This is a genomic window from Paenibacillus sp. FSL F4-0243 (assembly GCF_037963295.1).
In the GTDB taxonomy this organism is placed as follows: Bacteria; Bacillota; Bacilli; order Paenibacillales; family Paenibacillaceae; genus Paenibacillus_AQ.
On sequence record NZ_CP150151.1, the window covers coordinates 1,816,899 to 1,835,911 of the forward strand.

Consider the following 19,013-nt stretch of genomic DNA (forward strand, 5'->3'; position numbering starts at 1 on the left):
AGATCTATAATGAGTTTGTAAGCGATATCATCACTTTTTTTCAAGAGTATTTCAGTGATTTTGATAATAGTGATTACTCTATTAAATTGATGGTGATGATAAAAGTTATTATTTTTGTTATTAAACCAAATTAGAGTCGAATTGAAGAGAGGGGTCGTAAAAGCATGAAAAAAGGCAAAACAATGATGGGCTTGATGGCACTGACACTTATGGCAGGATTGTTTAGCGGTTGTTCCTCAAACAACAACACCAACAATGAAGGTGCTAAAAACACAGGAAGCAATGGATCCTCAACAGAGGCGACGGCAGCTCCGGCTGATGATGCAGCAGCCAAGGATATTAAAGGGGATATCACGGTCATTACGCAAAGAACGGATATTGTTGATACCGTATTCAAAGAGTATGCGGCTAAGTTCAATGAGAAATATCCTGATGTAAAGGTAAACTTTGAAGCGCTTGCTACTTACGAAGATCAAATTAAAATTCGCATGAGCACTAGTGACTATGGCGACGTTCTGTTGTTACCTACAAGCATAGCTATTAAAGATATTCCCGATTTCTTCGAACCACTGGGTACACTCGAAGATATGCAAAAACAATATACAGGTGTGGAAGAACGAGCAGTAGACGGAATGGCTTACGGAATTCCAATGACCATCAACTTTAACGGTATTATTTACAACAAACAAGTCTTTAAAGATGCTGGGATTACAGAGGTTCCAAGAACGCCTGAACAATTCTTAACTGCTCTGCAATCTGTTAAAGATAAAACGAAAGCTGTGCCTCTGTACACAAACTACGCAGCTGGCTGGACATTGACCCAATGGGAAGCGGATTTGGCTACAGTAGCTGGTAACCGTGATTATGTGAACATTGGTCAAGTGGCTAGCGACGATAACTATGTTCCAGGTCAACCTCACTATGAGCTGTACAAAATCCTGTACGATGCAGCACAAAAAGGTTTGATTGAAGAAGATCCGACGACTACAGACTGGGAATCTTCCAAAGCAGATCTGGCTAACGGAAAAATCGGCACGATGGTTCTTGGATCTTGGGCAATCGGTCAAATCAAAGGTTTAGCAACGAATCCAGATGATGTCGGCTTTATGCCATTCCCTACGAATGCAGATAAAATCCTTGTACCACTTGCTGGTGACTACAATCTGGGTGTCAGCGTTCATAGTAAAAACAAAGAAGCTGCTAGAGCTTGGGTGGATTGGTTCATTAACGAATCTGGCTACCCAACGACTGAAGGTGGCGGTATGAGCCCGGCTATCGGTGCAGAGCTTCCAGAAATTCTGAAACAATATGAAGGTACTGAAGTAACCTTTGATACACTTGCAGCTGCTAAAGCCGGTGAAGAAGGCTGGTCTGATGAAATCGACAAACAAGCCGAAATCGGTGCTTGGCAACCAGACTTCAAGAAACGGATTATTGAAGCCGCAATTGGCAACAGAAAAGAATCCTATGATGACATCATGAAGGACCTCAACGACAAGTGGAAAGCCGCTCGCGCTAAAGTCACAGCACAGTAACAACTATAAGCTTTCTTAAATGCTATAGGCGGTAGTGGATGTGGGAGGGGATATGCTAACGGGCATTTCCCCCTTCACATTTAAACGAGTCATAAATAAATGAGGATGCTTTTCTGGAGGTGTATCGGGTGTTCAAGTTTTCGAATTTGAGTTACAAAAATCAACGGATTGCCATCATATGCTTGTTCTCATTAGTGCCGATCGTATTACTACTCACATTTGCTTATTATCCAGTAATCAGTATGTTTCGGTACAGCTTCACCAGCTGGAATGGCCTAAGTAAAAACATGGAGTACGTTGGGTTAGAAAACTACAAAACCATTTTTACGAAACCGGAGTATTTTTCCGTATTTAAGGTCAGCTTGTATTATTTCTTCACTACCTTTATTCAGATGGCACTTGCTTTGTATTTTGCAACCATACTGAGCTTTAGTGTTCGCATGAAAAATTTATTCAAAGGGATTTTGTTCTTCCCAACCTTGCTAAACGGTGTAGCGATCGGCTTTATCTTTCTGTTCTTTTTCAAACCAGATGGAACGCTAGATACGATTCTTAACCTGCTCGGACTCAGCGGTTTACAGCAGAAGTGGCTGCTCAATCCGAACTTGATTAACTTCTCGCTCGCAGGTGCGTCACTGTGGAGATACATGGGGATGAACTTCCTGATCTTCCTTGGGGCTATTTCCTCGATCGGTTCGGATATTTATGAAGCTGCTGAGATTGATGGTGCAAACAGATGGCATCAGTTTATGCATATTATTTTGCCAAGTATTAAACGTATTTTGCAATTGAACTTAATTCTTGCGGTCAGTGGCGCTATTGGTGTGTTTGAAATTCCATACGTCATGACAGGCGGATCTAACGGAAGTAGCACATTTGTTATTCAGACGGTCGATGTAGCGTTCAAATATAGCAAAGTTGGATTAGCGTCAGCGATGGCCGTAGTTTTGCTGGGTATCGTTATAGTAGTTACTATTTTGCAGCGCGTTCTGATTAAGGAGGAGAAATAAACTATGCATTCTGTAAAATATACCACTGCTAGTATATTCAAATATCTCACCTTGATTTTGGGAGCACTTGCAGCATTGATACCTATCGTAGTTGTATTTTTTGCCTCATTAAAAACAGGGCCGGAATACGCTTCAACCGGACCGTTAACGCTGCCAGAGAATTGGCTGAATTTCTCCAACTACACTAAGGCTTTTGTTGATGGCAAAATGCTTCTAGGATTTAAAAACACTGTCATTATCGTTGTGATCTCTATCCTGGGTGCAACGCTGACGGGTTCGATGATGGCATATATTTTATCCCGTTTCAAATTTAAAGGCAGTAAAGTTCTCATCAGTATGTTTCTGATTGCTACCCTGATTCCGGGTGTTACAACGCAAGTGGCAACCTTCCAAATCATCAATCACTTGGGCCTGTTTAATACCAGATGGGCACCCATCGTGATGTACCTCGGTACCGATATTATCGCTGTATATATTTTCATGCAGTTCCTGGATTCGATTTCCGAGTCACTGGATGAATCCGCGATGCTGGACGGGGCTTCGTATTGGACGATTTATTGGAGAATTATTTTGCCACTGCTGAAACCGGCGATTGTAACAGTAATTATTGTGAAGGGCGTAAATATTTATAACGATTTTTACACTCCTTTCCTATATATGCCGAAAACAGATCTCCAAACGATCTCCACAGCACTCTTTAAGTTTAAAGGTCCATATGGATCGCAGTGGGAAGTAATATGTGCGGCGATTATGATCGCGATTATTCCGACATTGGTTGTGTTTACCGCGTTGCAAAAGTATATCTACAATGGATTTTCACAAGGTTCCGTTAAGTAAGCTTAGTAGTAGATTTCATAGCAGTACTAGATAAAATAGCATACTGAAAAGTTGCATACATTTGGAGGGAATACTAATGAATGAAGTGAAATTGGTAGGAGCGAGTGCAGTGAACATCCCGAACATGCCTTGGCAGGATAAGCCTGCTGGCTATGAGAATCCGATTTGGAGACATAATGATAACCCGGTTATCAAAAGAAATCCTGCAAAAGGAGTAGCCCGTATTTTTAATAGTGCGGTTACTGCGTTTGAAGGTAGTTTTATCGGAGTATTTCGTGTAGAAGATAACACAACGCGTCCGCATTTGCGCATGGGACATAGTGTTGACGGTCTAGATTGGAAAATCGATGATGAGCCGATCCGATTTATAGATGAAGAAGGTAACTCTTATCAGTCGCGTTATGCTTACGATCCACGTCTGGTTAAGGTCGAAGATACATTTTATATTATCTGGTGTACAGATTTTTACGGCGCAGCTATCGGTGTTGCTAAAACGCAAGATTTCAAAACATTTATCAGCTTGGAAAATCCATTCCTGCCCTTCAACCGGAACGGTGTATTGTTCCCTAGAAAAATCAACAATAACTTCGTGATGTTGTCCCGTCCAAGTGACAGCGGACATACACCATTCGGTGATGTATTCCTTAGTGAAAGCCCTGACTTTGTATTTTGGGGTAAACACCGCCATGTCATGAGTAAAGGTGGCCAAGGCTGGTGGCAAAGTGTCAAGATTGGCGGCGGACCTGCACCGATTGAAACTACAGAAGGCTGGTTGATGTTCTACCATGGCGTTACAGGAACCTGCAACGGTCTTGTATATAGCATGGGTGCAGTTATTTTGGATATAAACGAGCCTTCGAAAGTAAAATATCGCTCGAAAAATTTTGTGCTAACTCCTGAAGAATGGTATGAGGAAAGAGGTTTTGTGAATAACGTTCTGTTCCCATGTGCCACTCTGCATGATGCAGAAACGGGCCGTATCGCCATCTATTATGGCGCTGCTGACACTTATGTAGGCGTTGCATATACAACTGTTGATGAAATCGTCAACTATGTCATCGACACCCATGAAGAGGTTGGCGATGATGCGGGTTTAGGTAAAATTTAATAGGGTGAACAACCTTTGAGGAACAAGCTTTAGGTAGAGTGAAGTTGGGTAGATATTTGGTGGCTGAGCAGCGTTCGAAAAAAGTGTGCGGCGTGTAGTGTGCTGTATTTTGTGTGCTGGGTTCTGCACGTTGCGCGCTTTGTGTTATGAGTTATGTGGCTTGAGCTTTTCATTGCATTCTCTGCAATAGAAACTCTCGATTTCGTCTGAAAATAGAATCTATTGCACTCTCTGCAATGGATTTCCGCAAAAATCACTCTTATGCTCATTTTCGCTCGAACTGATTGCACAAAGTACAATAGAACGCCGACTGATGCTCATATGGAGAGATTCTATTGCACAAAGTGCAGCCAAAGAGCAACGAGTGAGTACTATGAGCTCATTCATGAGACGCCAGTATGTCTAGGCTAAAGCCGCTAGTTGCACAAAGTGCACTTAAACTAACCAGTTTGGTGGTGTTTAGTGTAAATAGTTGCACATTGTACACTTATTTCAGGCGATTTTGCCCCGGAAACCCCGCTGTGAGCAATTTTAGTTGTATAGAATGCAATTAAATGAACAAACACAACTTACTTAGCTGTAATAGTTGCACAAAGTGCAACTAGCGAGCTCTTGTTATTAGTAGAAACTAACGGAAAACTCACATAAGCGGGTTTTCCGTTTCCATTGTTTTTTAAGTGAAAAAACCTTAAGGAGGACCTTAATATGGGAAACGACATGACATTGTCACAATTAAAAAAATATAACGGAAGCAGCCCAAAACCAGTCGACTTTGACGCATTTTGGGAGCGGGCTTTGCATGATCTGGACGCCCAGTCACTAGATTATGAACTAGAGCCTGCGGAGTTCGTCAGCGAGCTGGCGGAATGTTTTCATCTGTATTTTACCGGTGTTGGCGGAGCAAGAATCCATTGTAAATATGTAAGACCGAAGAAAAGGGGTTCAGAAAAAGGTTCTGGTGTCGTGATGTTTCATGGATATTCCTGTGACAGCGGGGATTGGATGGAGAAGGTGACTTATGCGGCACATGGGATTAGTGTCCTTGCGATGGATTGCCGGGGACAAGGCGGACTTTCCGAGGATAATCTTACAGTAAAAGGCACAACCATTCGTGGACATATTATTCGCGGCATTGACGATCCTAATCCGCACAACCTTTACTATCGTAATGTGTTTCTGGATACAGCACAGACTGCTCGAATATTGATGGCTATGGAGGAAGTTGATCCAGCACGAGTAGGTGCTTTTGGTTTATCTCAAGGCGGAGCGCTTACTGTAGCTTGTGCAGCATTAGAGCCGCGTGTGAGCATGGCCGTTCCTGTGTATCCGTTTCTTTCAGATTATAGACGGGCTTGGGAGCTTGATATCACTACGTCAGCTTATGAGGAAATTAACTATTATTTCCGCTTTTTTGATCCCCATCATTTACGTGAGGACGAGATTTTTAATAGACTGGGTTACATCGATATTCAGAATCTCGCGGAGCGAATTCAAGCCAAAATGTTGTGGGTTACAGGGTTATCCGATGTGATTTGTCCACCTTCAACGCAGTTTGCCGCGTACAACAAAGTACTAGCGCCCAAAGAGCTTATGGTTTATTATGAGTACGGTCATGAGTATTTGCCATATCTTTCCGATCGGGTGTTACAAATGTTCATGACCTTGTAAACGATAAGCCAGTAGGCATAACAGACGACAACGGTGGTGAATGATTAGATGAAAGTACAAGTGAAAAAAGAAAAAAGACGATTCCAGCTGCATCCATCCAAATCCATTGGGGTGCGGCTTTTTCTCATCTTCTTTGTTTCGACGATGGTGCTCGTGCTCTCTCTCGGCTACACTTCCTATTCCGTAGCTGAGCATACGATCGAGACGAATGCGCTGTCAGCCAATCAACAGACAGTCGTTCAAACCGCTGAGAAGTTTGATGTGGAATTGTTACGTTATGAGGATGGTCTAGGAAGAATCTTGTACGACAATAAAATTCAAAGTGCACTCAAACAAGGGAATAATCCCACTACAAGTAATGAGGAACGTAAGGTACTATCTAACCAGATTAGTGCGCAGCTAAATGATTGGCTCACGGCATCAAACGGTGTGGAGGCCGTATACCTTATTCCGATGAATGAAGGTTTTCCGATTTCTTCGGCGGGTACCAAAGATAGCGCTTTTATTGAGAGTTTCAGAGAATCCTCATGGTTTAAGCAGCTAGAAGAGAAGCCACAGAGTATATGGATTCCACGTGAATTACAGGGCCAGGAAGGAAATACATCAGGTGTTTTCCATTTGGCCAAATCGATTGCCGGTGATTCTAAAAGCTCGGGATACATAGTCATTAACGATATTAGAATTAGCGAATTAGAAAATCAGCTTCGTAAAGTGGATCTTGGAACAAGCTCTTACATGCAATTGCTGACGAATAAGGATGAATTGATTGCCTCCTCCCAGCAAGTGGGCACAGATACATATCTGAATTTGGGAGGGACGCTTTTGGGGGGGCTGCAGAATACAGCAGGCTCATTGCCAACAAAGGATGAGAAGGGTAAATCTATATTAGCTGTATATGGAACACTAGAGACCTCGGGATGGAGATTACTTGGTGTTGTACCGGCTGAGAACTTGACGAAAGACGCGCTGCGTATTCTCAAGACTACTTATATTATTGTTGCTGTAGCTGCTATTATCGCCATTTTGATAGGGTATTGGATGTTCAGAATGGTATCTCGACCGCTGACCAGACTTAAGAATTTGATGTCAGAGGGAGCCGAAGGGAATCTAGGGGTGCGTACGAATATCACCTCACGTGATGAGATCGGTCAGTTATCCAGTTCTTTTAACATGATGATGGAACGAATAACAGAGCTGGTTATCCATACGAATGAAACCGCTCGGAAGGTACTGGAAACCGCCGATGAGCTTAGCGGTGTTTCGCGCAAGACAGCTGATGCAGCTATGGATATTGCCGCGGCCACGGAAGAAATTGCGGGTGGTGCTGGCAGTCTGGCCTTGGAAGCTGATCGTGGCAATGAGTTGACGGGGCAAATTTCGGTACAGATGGATTTAGTTAATTCAGCTACTCACGAGATGGATCACACCGCACATAGCATCGGTGAACTCAGTGAGGAAGGCTTCAACAGGTTGAAAGAATTACTTAATGAGACGAATAGGACGGGCCTGAAGACGAATCAGCTTGTGATGAAGGTTAACGAGCTGACAGAAACGGCATCTTCCGTTATGAAGGTTCTTAATGTGATGCAAAATATTACTCAGCAGACGAATATCTTGTCTCTGAATGCCACCATTGAAGCAGCAAGAGCAGGCGAGGCCGGGCGAGGATTCATGGTGGTAGCCGATGAAATACGCCAGCTTGCAGATCAATCGAAAGAGTCTATTGCTGTTGTGGCAGAAATAACAGATACCGTTATGAGAGATATGAACGAGACGGTTGTAGTCCTTTCAGAAGTTGCACCGCTCTTTAATCAGCAAATGACTTCCGTGCAGAGCACTAGCGATATCTTCGTATCTGTGCAGGATCAGATGCAGCATTTTATCGCCCGTCTGAATGCTGTAACTGTGTCGATGGACAGCCTGAGTCAATCGCAAAAGGTTCTATCCGATTCGATGAGCAACGTAAGCTCAATAGCTGAGGAATCATCAGCTGCCTCTCAAGAAGTTGCCTCACTTAGTGGAGAGCAACAAAGTGTAAGTGATCATTTGGTAGAGCTTTCTTTGAAGCTGGAGGATGCATCCTTGCAGTTAAAGGAGAAATTATCGAAATTCAGCGTGTAGGGTAGCCGTAACAGAATACTAAATTATTGAACCGCTTATTCCTTTTGGAGAAGCGGTTCTTTGTTTTGAGCGGCATGTAGCGAGTATAAAATAATCCAGATGCATCTGAAGATAGTCTAGATAAGCCATCCCAAACCTCAAGCTATAATATGTCTATCAAATAGGGGGTGAACTGGAGAAATCTTTTTGTTAGATGGTATTGTTAGCGTTTACATATTTTACTGAGGAGGATGGCATGTTGACAAAATATAAAAACAGTTCAAGTCTAAAAATTAAGAAAATGCCCATAGCTAGAAAGCTGGCCAGTAGCTTAGCAGTCGCTACGTTGTTATTCTCATCTGTGAATCCAGGGGCGTTTGCCGCTGAAATTACAAATGTTCAAACGGTTGCGAGTTTTAAGGACGTAAACGGGCATTGGGCGCAATCACCAATAGGAAAATGGGCGTCAAGCGGAATTATAAATGGCTATACAGATGGAACCTTCCTACCAAACGGAAAAGTAACTAGAGCGGAATTTGTGGCAGTGCTCAACCGATTATTCGGTTTTTCACAGCAAACAAGCAATAGCTTTAACGATGTACCAAGCGGGAAATGGTATGCAGCTGATGTGCTGATCGCACGTCAAGCAGGTTACTTTGAAGGTTTTGCAGGTAATCTTGCGAAACCAGATAACTACCTAACGAGACAGGACGCTGCAACCATGCTGGCTCGTGTGTTCGAATTGAAACAGGCAGGGACGGCTTCCCTATCCTTCTCGGACGCTGCTTCAATAAGTGCTTATGCTGCCTCAGCGGTTGGCATCCTTACTCAAAAAGGGGCTATCAACGGGTATACGGATGGAACATTCAAACCAACGGGATCCATAACACGTGCTGAGGTCATTAAGATTATTGATGGTATGGCAAAAGGATATTACAATGCTGCAGGTACTTATGATGCCACGGCGATCGCGGGCTCTGCGCTAATTACTGCTTCAGGAGCAATCCTATCTGGTAGCAAAGTGAGTGGGGATTTATATTTAACCGCAGGTATCGGTAACGGAGAGGCTACACTTGATCAAGTAACCGTATCTGGAACCACGTTTGTAAGCGGCGGAGGAATAGACAGTATTCACTTGAAGAGTAGCACTTTGTCGGGTGTAACCATTAATAAGCAAGGCGGAAAGGTTCGAGTTGTAGCCGAAGGGTCCACTGCAATCCAATCTATGGAAATTTTAGTTCCTACCGTTATTGTAATCAATGATGGGGCGAAGGTGGGAACGATCACTATCCGGCCAGGAGCAGAGGGAACAATCATAACTGGTGGGAAAAATGTGACCAGTATCGTGGTACAAACTTCAGGTGTGATCATTGATGGTAAAGAGGTTGGCCAAGGAACAATTACTAATGATGGTAAAGATACTGCCGCTAAGCCAACCAGCAGTCCTGCTACTGGCGGCGGAGGTTCCGGGTCAGGCTCAAATAATGGAGGCAGTAGCACGAAATGGAGCCAAAGCGTTGTTGGTACGATTGGTACAGTGACCAATCCTGGTGGAGAGACCTTAGGATACTCAACACAATCAGGGGTAGCTCTGTTAACCGTAGATGGGTTAGCATTTAAAGATTTGAATAAAAACGGCAAGCTCGACAAATATGAGGATTGGCGTCTTAGCACAGAAGTAAGAGCTAAGGATCTTGCTTCGCAAATGTCTGTGGAGCAAATTGCCGGACTTATGCTGTACAGTGGTCATCAATCCATACCAGCAGCCTCAGCTTCGGGATTCCGTGGGGGAACTTATGGTGGAAAACCGCTGGCGGAAAGCGGTGCATTGGCATCCGATCTAACAGACCAACAGAAAGTATTCCTGACAGAAGATAACTTGCGGCATGTATTGATTACTACGGTTGAGAGCCCTGAGGTGGCTGCCCGTTGGAATAACAATGCCCAAGCCTTAGTGGAGAAGATTGGGCTTGGTATTCCAGCTAATAACAGCTCGGACCCTCGTCATAGCACTGTAGCTAACGCAGAGTATAACGAAGGATCAGGTGGAGCGATCTCGATGTGGCCGCAGGCACTAGGTCTTGCTGCTTCCTTCGATGCCAATCTGACGAAGCAGTTCGGCGAAATTGCTTCTAAAGAGTACAGGGCGCTTGGCATCGCAACAGCTTTATCCCCTCAGGTGGATATGTCTTCGGAACCGCGCTGGACTCGTTTCAGCGGAACATTTGGTGAGGACTCTAAACTGGCTGCTGATATGGCAAGAGCCTATGTGGATGGTTTTCAGACTACACCGGGCAGCAGCGATGGATGGGGCAATGAGAGTGTGAATGCTATGGTCAAACATTGGCCAGGTGGGGGTTCCGGCGAGAGTGGCCGAGATGCACACTATGGGTATGGAAAGTATGCTGTTTATCCGGGAAATAACTTCGATGAGCATCTGATTCCTTTTACAAAAGGAGCATTTGACCTGGAAGGACCGACTGGAAAAGCCGCTGCAGTTATGCCGTATTATACAATCTCATTTAATCAGGATAAGGCGAATGGAGAGAATGTAGGGAACTCGTATAGTCCTTATGTAATCACCGATCTTTTACGGAATACGTATCATTACGACGGTGTAATCACAACAGACTGGGGAATCACAGGCGATGAAGGACCTGTTGAGTTATTTGGTAACCGCCCATGGGGTGTAGAAGAAAATTACACAGTTGCGGAACGTCACTATCGAATCATCATGGCTGGCGTTGACCAATTCGGTGGAAACAACGACTCCAAACCTATCATTGCAGCGTATCAAATAGGAATTGAGAAACAAGGCGAGAAGGTGATACGGACACGATTTGAAGAGTCAGCAGTACGACTACTTACTAATATTTTTAATGCAGGGCTATTTGAGAATCCATATCTTGATGTAGAGGAAACAAAAGCTACTGTGGGTAACAAGGAGTTTATGACAGAGGGTTATATGGCCCAGTTAAAGTCAGTCATTATGCTGAAAAACAAAGATAACCATGTACTTCCACTTAAAAAAGATGAGAAAGTTTATGTTCCAAAAACTTATGATGCAGCTACCAAATCGTATTCGTATCCTGTCAACATTGATCAGCTGAAGAAATACTTTAATGTGACGGATGATCCGGCTCAAGCGGACAGCGCGATTGTCTTTATCAAGAATCCGCAAACTGGCGCAGGCTACAGCAAAGCTGACGTAGATGCCGGAGGTAATGGGTATATCCCGATCAGCCTGCAGTATCGTCCATATACAGCGGAGTATGCACGTGAGACGAGTTTGGCTGGTGATGCAAGAGATGTATCGAACCGTTCTTACAAAGGAAAGAAGACTACGGCATCCAATGAGTCTGATTTGGATCTGGTGCTTGATACCAAAAAAGCAATGGGAGATAAACCAGTAGTCGTTTCCCTAACGATGTCTAATCCAACGATTGTTGCTGAATTCGAAGATCGTGCGGATGCGATTATTGCGAACTTTGGCATTCAGAATCAAGCGATCTTCGATATTCTGGTAGGTGCATATGAACCATCGGCCCTTCTGCCTATGCAAATGCCTAAAGACATGAAGACGGTAGAGGAGCAGTATGAGGATGTATCCCATGATATGAAAGTCTATGTAGATTCTGAAGGGAATGCTTATGACTTTGCCTTCGGGATGAACTGGAGCGGCGTAATTAACGATGCCCGGACAGCGAAATACAAAAAAGCTGTTGATCCCGGAACTGAACCTGAAGAAGGACTCGTTGCTGCTCCAACAGCTTCTATCCCGTCAGGAACTTATTATGGAGCTCAGACGGTAATGTTGACTGCTCTGAGTGGCGCAACCATCTTCTATACTACCGATGGATCTACACCTGCAGCATCAGTAATGAATACGACCAAGCAGTATAATTCACGGTCTGGAATCAGTATTACGGCCTCCTCAATAGTAAAGGCATTAACGGTTAAAGACGGCAAGACAAGTAAAGTTGCTGAATTCAATTATGTAATTGGAGCAGCATTGCCTACTGCTTTTCCAGAGCCTGGTGTATATAAGAGTGGCCCTAAGGTTACGCTCACCTCAACATCCGGCGCTACAATTTATTACACACTTGACGGCAGTACACCAACTGAAAACAGTACCGTATATCAAGGGCCCATTACAATTGTAGGTGCCGATAAAGAGACGGCTACAATTAAAGCCTTGGCAGTTAAAGCTGGTATCCCATCCAGTCCTATAGCTGAATTAAAATACACTATCGACGCAAGTCTGGTTGTACTGACAGACGAAGCATCCATTGATGCCGTTATTGGTGAAATGACGCTTAAGGAAAAAGCTTCGCTGGTTGTCGGTGCTGGTTCAGGCACGAAGGTAGCTGGAGCTGCTGGTGGTTCTTATGAGTTGCCACGTCTTGGGATTCCCAAGTTAATCATGGCAGATGGACCAGCGGGAGTCCGCATCAACACGAAACAGGGTGAAGATACAACATTTGCTACAGGGTTCCCTATCGCCACTTCCATTGCCGCGACTTGGAATGAAGCCTTGGCTAACCAAGTAGGTAATGCGATGGGGAATGAGCTACTGGAGTATGGTGTGGATTTATATCTGGCTCCCGCGCTGAACATTCACCGCAATCCATTGGGAGGCAGAAACTTTGAGTATTATTCCGAAGATCCGCTCATCTCAGGAAAAATGACCGCGGCGATTACGAACGGGGTTCAAGCGAATGGAGTCGGAACGACGATTAAGCATTTTGCCGCGAATAATCAGGAAACGAACCGGATGTCCATTGACACGGTCGTTTCAGAAAGAGCACTGCGCGAAATCTACTTGAAAGGGTTCGAAATCGCAGTGGAAGAATCGCAGCCATGGTCTGTTATGAGCTCTTATAACAAAATCAATGGAACGTTTGCCTCCGAAAATAAAGATCTACTGAGCACAATTCTCCGCGATGAGTGGGGGTTCCAAGGTTTTGTAATGACGGACTGGGGTGGGGGCTCGAACCGGGCACAAAATATGATTGCAGGCAACGACCTCATCATGCCAGGAAATGCGGCAGCCATTTCAGCGATTACTAAAGCTGTGAACGATGGCGATCTGAGCGTAGAACAACTGGATGTTAACGTAAAAAGAATTTTGAAAGTCGTAGTGAAATCTCCATCCTTTAAGGGGATCGGACACAGCAACAAACCTGATCTTGCTGCAAATGCAGTGACCTCTCGTCAAGCCGCAACAGAAGGTATGGTGCTGCTGGAGAATAAAGCTGAGGCGTTGCCTATCGCAGCAGGTACGAATATTGCCCTCTTCGGAAATGCTCAGATTGAAACCGTCAAAGGCGGAACTGGCAGCGGCGATGTCAATGTGGAGCATACTGTATCCATTGTGGAAGGGTTAAGTGACGCAGGCTACAGCGTATATGAACCTTTAAATGTCAGCTATCAAGAATATATTACAGAGCTAAGAGAGAAGCCGGAATACGGTCCAGTGAGCAGCTTTGGCGGCTTGGCCTATCCACCACTTCCGGAAAAGGTATTATCAGCGGATGAGATTAATTCAGCAGAAGCTTCTTCCGAGACGGGCATTATTGTAATCAGCAGAATATCTGGTGAAGGTGCAGACCGGAAAAATGCTGAGGGTGACTTTTTGTTGACAGCAACAGAGCTGGATATGATTGATAAGGTATCAACTGCTTACCATGAGCAAGGTAAGAAGGTCTCCGTGATTCTGAATATCGGCGGTCCGATTGAAATGATCTCCTGGAAAGATAAAGTGGATGCTATTCTCTTGGCTTGGCAGCCAGGACAGGAAGCAGGCCATGCAATTGCCGACGTATTATCCGGAGCTGTGAATCCATCGGGCAAGCTGCCAATGACTTTTCCTACAAGTTATGGTGTAGTTCCTTCCGCTAATAACTTTCCAGGAAATAGTGTGGAAGTGAAGTACGAGGAAGATATTTATGTTGGTTACCGTTACTATGATACGTTTGGCAAAAGCAGTGCGGTTGCCTATCCATTCGGATATGGCCTCTCCTATACAACCTTTGGCTACCGCGATCTTAAGATCAGTTCAGATGCTTTTGATTCTGCAGCAGGAATTGTGACTGTAACCGTGGATGTATATAACAACGGTACAGTTGCAGGTAAAGAGGTAGTTCAGCTATATCTAAGCGCTCCGGGTGCCAATAAACCAGTTCAGGAATTGAAGGCTTTCCAAAAGACAGCGTTATTGAATGCAGGAGAGCATCAGACCCTTACGTTCACACTAAATAGTATGGATCTGGCTTCCTTCGATGAGAGCAGCCATGCTTGGGTAGCTGATCCAGGTACTTATGCGGTTCGAATCGGTTCCTCTTCCGCAGGAGAGAAACTGAATACGTACTTCCAGTTGGAATCGCTAATGACAGTGAAAACCACCAACAGTGTACTGATTCCAGTCAAACCACTAAATCTTTTGGTTCATCCGGTCATTGCCGATTACGCGCAAGAGGCTTTAACTGTTGCACCATAGTCTTTTCCCTTCGCAAGCAGGAATTACAAAGCTGCCTCAAGCTATAAGTAGCTTGGGGCAGTTTTTTTGGAGTTTATAGGCTGCCGGACGATCGGGATCGTTTGAAAATCGGGAATTGACTATATTTACTATAGTATCTATTATTATTTTAATGTAAGCGCATTCTTATTAGCATAAACAATGCTAGAGGGGGAAGAACACCATAAATATACTTCGGCGACCTTTTTATATTTTCATGCTGCTCTTACTGTCCATTTCCCTATGTTTTACTGGCGTGTTTACTGGAAAAGTGTTGTATTACGATTATTTACTAGCCGAACGAAAGCCCGCGCAAAAGCCACTACTACATCTGGTCTTAATTTCGGAAGAATTGGATAATCCCTATTGGCGTGAAATTGAGAAAGGTGCTCAGAGAGCAGCAGCAGAGGAAGGGATTGCGCTGGAATATCTCGGACCCGTCCAAGCAGATAAGAGAGAGCAAATTCGAATCATAGATAAAGCTATTGCATCGAAGGTAGACGGAATATTGACACAAGGGCTTAACGATAAGGAATTTAATCCCATCATTGCTGAAGCTGTTAAACAAGGTATCCCTGTCATTACTATTGATTCGGATGCACCATCTAGCGGGCGGATTGCCTATGTTGGCACTGATAACTACGCGGCTGGATATTTAGCTGGAACGACACTTGTTCAGCAATCGAAGGGTGTAGGTCAAGTTGGGATTGTGACCGGGAGCTTTACCTCTACGAATCAACAGCAGCGGGTTAAAGGTTTTATGGATGCAATTGATGGAGAGTCTGGTATCCATGTCGTACAAATTGAAGAATCAAACATTAATCGGATTCAGTCAGAAGTCATAGCTTTTAAAATCATGAATCAGCATCCGGAGATAGACACTTTTTTGGGTACAAGTTCTTTGGATGGATTGGGGATTGCCCAAATGCTGAAAGGTAAAAATCAGCAGGCGCGGATCATTGCTTTTGATGACTTACCGGAAACGCTTGAATTCATTGAAGAGGGCATCATAGATGCCTCTATAGTGCAGCAACCGTACATGATGGGACGAAAAAGTATAGAACTGATGGTGGATTATCTAGCAGGGAAAAAGATTGTTACTATCTTTAATACGGATGCCAATGTGGTCCGCAAAGAGGAAATTTCCCGCGGAAAGGGGGACTTCGGGCCATGATTCGTATTAAAAGCAAACTGATGATCTTTTTTAGTGCTTTTATAGTACTACTTAGTAGTGTCTTCGTCTTTCTTTACATAGATAATATCAATATGGCAAGGACATACGATCAAGTTCTGCACCGATTTTTTCTGCTTAATGAGCTATACCAGGATGCCACTGATGTTAATGATGCTATGAACCGGTATGTGCTCCGGAATCGAAGCGGCGATGAGACCCTGAAGCAGTATGAAACTGCCATTATGAAGCTTAATAACAAACAGGATTTACTAGTAGATATTCTACAAAATGATCATAACCAACTGCTCGTTGATAACTATAGCAATATGATAGACAGCTACATGACAGAGAGCCGGCAAAGTCTTATAGCTTTTGATCTAGGCAACCAGGATGCTTACTACGCACACTTAAAACAATCGGGTGAGATTACCCGATATATTCAAGAGACCACATTGACGATTATTAATAGCGAACTGACGGATTACCGGAATGTGTTTGAGCTGATTAGTCGAAAGAATGAGAACTTTAGATATTTAGGTGTTTTTGTTTTTAGTTCGGTAGCCATTTTGTGTATGATTTTTGCGTATTGGTTCTCCAATGGAATTACGAAGCCCATACAGCAATTGACGGCTGCGGCGAATCGGATATCTCGCGGGAATTTCGAGGGGGAGGTTACGGTGAATACGCGTGATGAAATGCGCTTTCTCGCAACAACCTTTAATAATATGCGCTCTAACATCCGCGATCTCGTGGTTGAAATCAAACAGAAATCGGAACTCGATCAATTGGTTAAGAAAATGGAGCTGAAAAGTCTGCAAAATCAGATCAATCCACATTTCCTATTTAATACACTGAACATGGTTTCTAAAATGGCTTATGTCGAGAGCGCAGAAAGAACAAGCGAGTTGGTGGATTCCGTTTCGACCTTGCTGCGTTACAATCTGAAGAAGATGAATTATATTGTTCAGCTGCGTGATGAGGTGAATATTGTTAAAGAGTATTTGTTTATTCAAAGGATGCGTTTTGATGATAGAGTTGCGTTTACGGATGACATTGAGGAGCGAGCCTTGGATTGCTTGTTACCACCACTGACTTTGCAGCCCTTTATTGAGAACGCTTTCACCCATGGTGTGGAATCCTATGAACAGGGTGGGAAACTGCATCTGGCCATTTACGAGAGTGGTAATGATGTCATCGTAGAGGTACAGGATAATGGCGTTGGAATAGACCCAGAAACGATTGATCGCTTGAGCGGAGACATTCCTTTTTCCGAACATACGCCCATAGATTCAGAGAAAGAAAGGGAGCCTGTGGTGAGCGCTGATTCGAACTCCAATGGAATTGCAATTCGAAATGTACAACGACGGCTGCAGCTTTTCTATCAAAGGAACGATGTAATCGAGATTATGTCCGAGCAGGGAAAGGGAACGACCATCAAACTGAGGCTAACGCGTGTGAATAATAGCAAGGAGGAGATCCTGCATGCTTAAGCTCCTGATTGTGGATGATGAACGTATTGAACGTAGTGCTCTACGGATGATCATCGAGCGGTTTCTACCAGAGATTCGAGTAGTTGGTGAAGCCGAAAATGGTAGGGTAGCTGTAGAGCTCGCCGAACAACTACGGCCTGATGTCATCACTATGGATATCAAAATGCCGGGAATTGATGGAACGGAAGCTGTGTCCTTGATCCATGATAGGTTTCCAGCGATTCGTTTTATTATGATGTCTGCGTTCGATACGTTTGAATATGCACGTAAAGTCATGCGTTATGGTGTGAGGGAGTATTTGCTCAAGCCATATCGGAAGGATCAGATCGTGGAGGTCATCCGCACGATGTCCCATGAGATTGCACGAGAAAAAGAGGATAAACAAAGAACTAATGAGCTGGAGTCCAAATTTAAAGAGACATTATCACTAGTAGAGTCCGAATGGGTTAGTGCTATTTTGATGGATCGAATACAGGAAGTGCAGGTTAGAGATTGGAGCCATACACTTGGTGTACCAGAATCTTCAGGATTCGCGATCGTATTTGTGATGTCAACGAAGGAGAAGGCATGGAGTGTTCAGGAACGAAGGGAGATATATTCTTGGCTTAGGCATCAGTGTAAGATTAGTTGCTTCTCTCTTGTAGGTCCGATGACAGGAGCTCGTATCCCGGTCTTCATGTTTCCGGATGCGAAATCCCGTTTGCCAATACAGCATATTCATAATACTAAGGATTTTGCGTCCAATCTGGCTAAATTTGCTTCCCGGCGTTTCCGTTCATTGCAGCTGTCTGTTGGAATCGGAGGTTTAGCAGCTTCTACTGATCAGTTGATAGGCTCTTATCACGAAGCGCTGTTATCAGCCAGTGCTCTTAATGAGGGGGAAAGCTCACAAGCACAAGAGGAATGGCTCTCAAATTCTGGTATGAGAGAGGCGGAACGAAGATTGCTTCGTTCTTTAGGTAGTGGACAGTTCCGAGAGATGGAGGAAGATTTCGAGTTTTGGGTAGCGGAACTTCGTCTCTTCTGTAGTGACGAGATCCAGGATATAAAGAGCGGACTACACCGATTATTTACTTTGGCTGATGAGACGCTTAGGGAAAGCGGGCTTGAGCCTTTGCCGCAGCTTAGCTTCGGAGAGGTGGAACAGGTAGAGCTGCTGGTAGAGCAAGCCCATTCAAGACTTTTCCTTCAGGCCCGAATGTTGAAGCATTGGTACGATAACAATTCGGCTAGCGCGATTCGTCGGGCTCAGACGTTTATTTCCGACCATTACAGGCGGGAGCTATCGCTTGAGGAGACGGCTGAACATGTAGGGCTGAACCCAAACTATTTTAGCAAAATATTTAGTGATCGCTGCGGCATAACCTTTATTGATTATTTAACTGGCCTGCGAATCAATAAAGCCAAGGAGCTTCTAGCCGATCCTGCGCAAGTGCTGAAAGAGATCAGTATAAGAATTGGATACCGTGATCCTAACTATTTCAGCAGAGTATTCAAAAAGACAACAGGAATGTCACCGACGGAATTTCGGCAATCCATTGGCAGACTGTAAGCAGAAAATAAACGAATACAGC

At 44.1% G+C, this 19,013-nt stretch carries 9 protein-coding genes and 3 pseudogenes; all 12 read left to right on the top strand.

What is annotated here, in order from left to right:
- Positions 1-164 precede the first annotated feature (164 nt).
- The 12 genes and pseudogenes from NSS87_RS08175 (at position 165) to NSS87_RS08230 (ending at position 18,991) form a co-directional block, all read left to right on the top strand.
- Positions 165-1,535, top strand: coding sequence for an extracellular solute-binding protein (locus tag NSS87_RS08175; RefSeq protein WP_042186107.1), 1,371 nt, complete (start codon positions 165-167; stop codon positions 1,533-1,535).
- Between the two features lie 128 nt (positions 1,536-1,663).
- Positions 1,664-2,545, top strand: coding sequence for a sugar ABC transporter permease (locus NSS87_RS08180; RefSeq protein ID WP_042186108.1), 882 nt, complete (start codon positions 1,664-1,666; stop codon positions 2,543-2,545).
- 3 nt (positions 2,546-2,548) lie between these two features.
- A complete protein-coding gene (locus NSS87_RS08185; RefSeq protein ID WP_042186110.1) occupies positions 2,549-3,382 on the top strand; it encodes a carbohydrate ABC transporter permease in 834 nt (277 codons plus the stop codon).
- A 76-nt stretch (positions 3,383-3,458) separates the two neighbouring features.
- Complete coding sequence (locus NSS87_RS08190; protein WP_339246159.1) at positions 3,459-4,490, top strand: glycoside hydrolase family 130 protein; 1,032 nt, start codon at positions 3,459-3,461, stop codon at positions 4,488-4,490.
- Positions 4,491-5,195: 705 nt separating this feature from the next.
- On the top strand, positions 5,196-6,158 hold the full coding sequence (locus tag NSS87_RS08195) for an alpha/beta fold hydrolase (protein ID WP_339246161.1): 963 nt from the start codon (positions 5,196-5,198) through the stop codon (positions 6,156-6,158).
- Positions 6,159-6,206: 48 nt separating this feature from the next.
- Positions 6,207-8,279: a methyl-accepting chemotaxis protein gene (locus NSS87_RS08200; RefSeq protein ID WP_339246163.1), complete on the top strand. Its 2,073-nt coding sequence runs from the start codon at positions 6,207-6,209 to the stop codon at positions 8,277-8,279.
- A 280-nt stretch (positions 8,280-8,559) separates the two neighbouring features.
- Positions 8,560-9,147, top strand: a pseudogene (locus NSS87_RS08205) (S-layer homology domain-containing protein); the annotation flags it as partial.
- Between the two features lie 639 nt (positions 9,148-9,786).
- Positions 9,787-11,976 (top strand): annotated as a pseudogene (locus tag NSS87_RS08210) (glycoside hydrolase family 3 N-terminal domain-containing protein); the annotation flags it as partial.
- A gap of 72 nt (positions 11,977-12,048) precedes the next feature.
- Positions 12,049-14,757 (top strand): annotated as a pseudogene (locus tag NSS87_RS08215) (glycoside hydrolase family 3 N-terminal domain-containing protein); the annotation flags it as partial.
- Positions 14,758-15,031: 274 nt separating this feature from the next.
- Entirely contained in the window at positions 15,032-15,949 is a 918-nt protein-coding gene (locus NSS87_RS08220) for a sugar-binding protein (protein WP_339246166.1), read from the top strand.
- A complete protein-coding gene (locus NSS87_RS08225; protein ID WP_339246169.1) occupies positions 15,946-17,439 on the top strand; it encodes a histidine kinase in 1,494 nt (497 codons plus the stop codon). Before NSS87_RS08220 ends, NSS87_RS08225 begins: the two co-directional genes overlap by 4 nt.
- Complete coding sequence (locus tag NSS87_RS08230) at positions 17,432-18,991, top strand: response regulator (RefSeq protein ID WP_339246171.1); 1,560 nt, start codon at positions 17,432-17,434, stop codon at positions 18,989-18,991. Before NSS87_RS08225 ends, NSS87_RS08230 begins: the two co-directional genes overlap by 8 nt.
- Positions 18,992-19,013: the final 22 nt, after the last annotated feature.

Excerpts from the sequence above, each read along its gene's own strand:
- NSS87_RS08175 (WP_042186107.1), top strand. The coding sequence starts at position 165 with ATGAAAAAAGGCAAAACAATGATGGGCTTGATGGCACTGACACTTATG.
- NSS87_RS08185 (WP_042186110.1), top strand. The coding sequence starts at position 2,549 with ATGCATTCTGTAAAATATACCACTGCTAGTATATTCAAATATCTCACC.
- NSS87_RS08190 (WP_339246159.1), top strand. The coding sequence starts at position 3,459 with ATGAATGAAGTGAAATTGGTAGGAGCGAGTGCAGTGAACATCCCGAAC.
- NSS87_RS08195 (WP_339246161.1), top strand. The coding sequence starts at position 5,196 with ATGGGAAACGACATGACATTGTCACAATTAAAAAAATATAACGGAAGC.
- NSS87_RS08200 (WP_339246163.1), top strand. The coding sequence starts at position 6,207 with ATGAAAGTACAAGTGAAAAAAGAAAAAAGACGATTCCAGCTGCATCCA.
- NSS87_RS08225 (WP_339246169.1), top strand. The coding sequence starts at position 15,946 with ATGATTCGTATTAAAAGCAAACTGATGATCTTTTTTAGTGCTTTTATA.
- NSS87_RS08230 (WP_339246171.1), top strand. The coding sequence starts at position 17,432 with ATGCTTAAGCTCCTGATTGTGGATGATGAACGTATTGAACGTAGTGCT.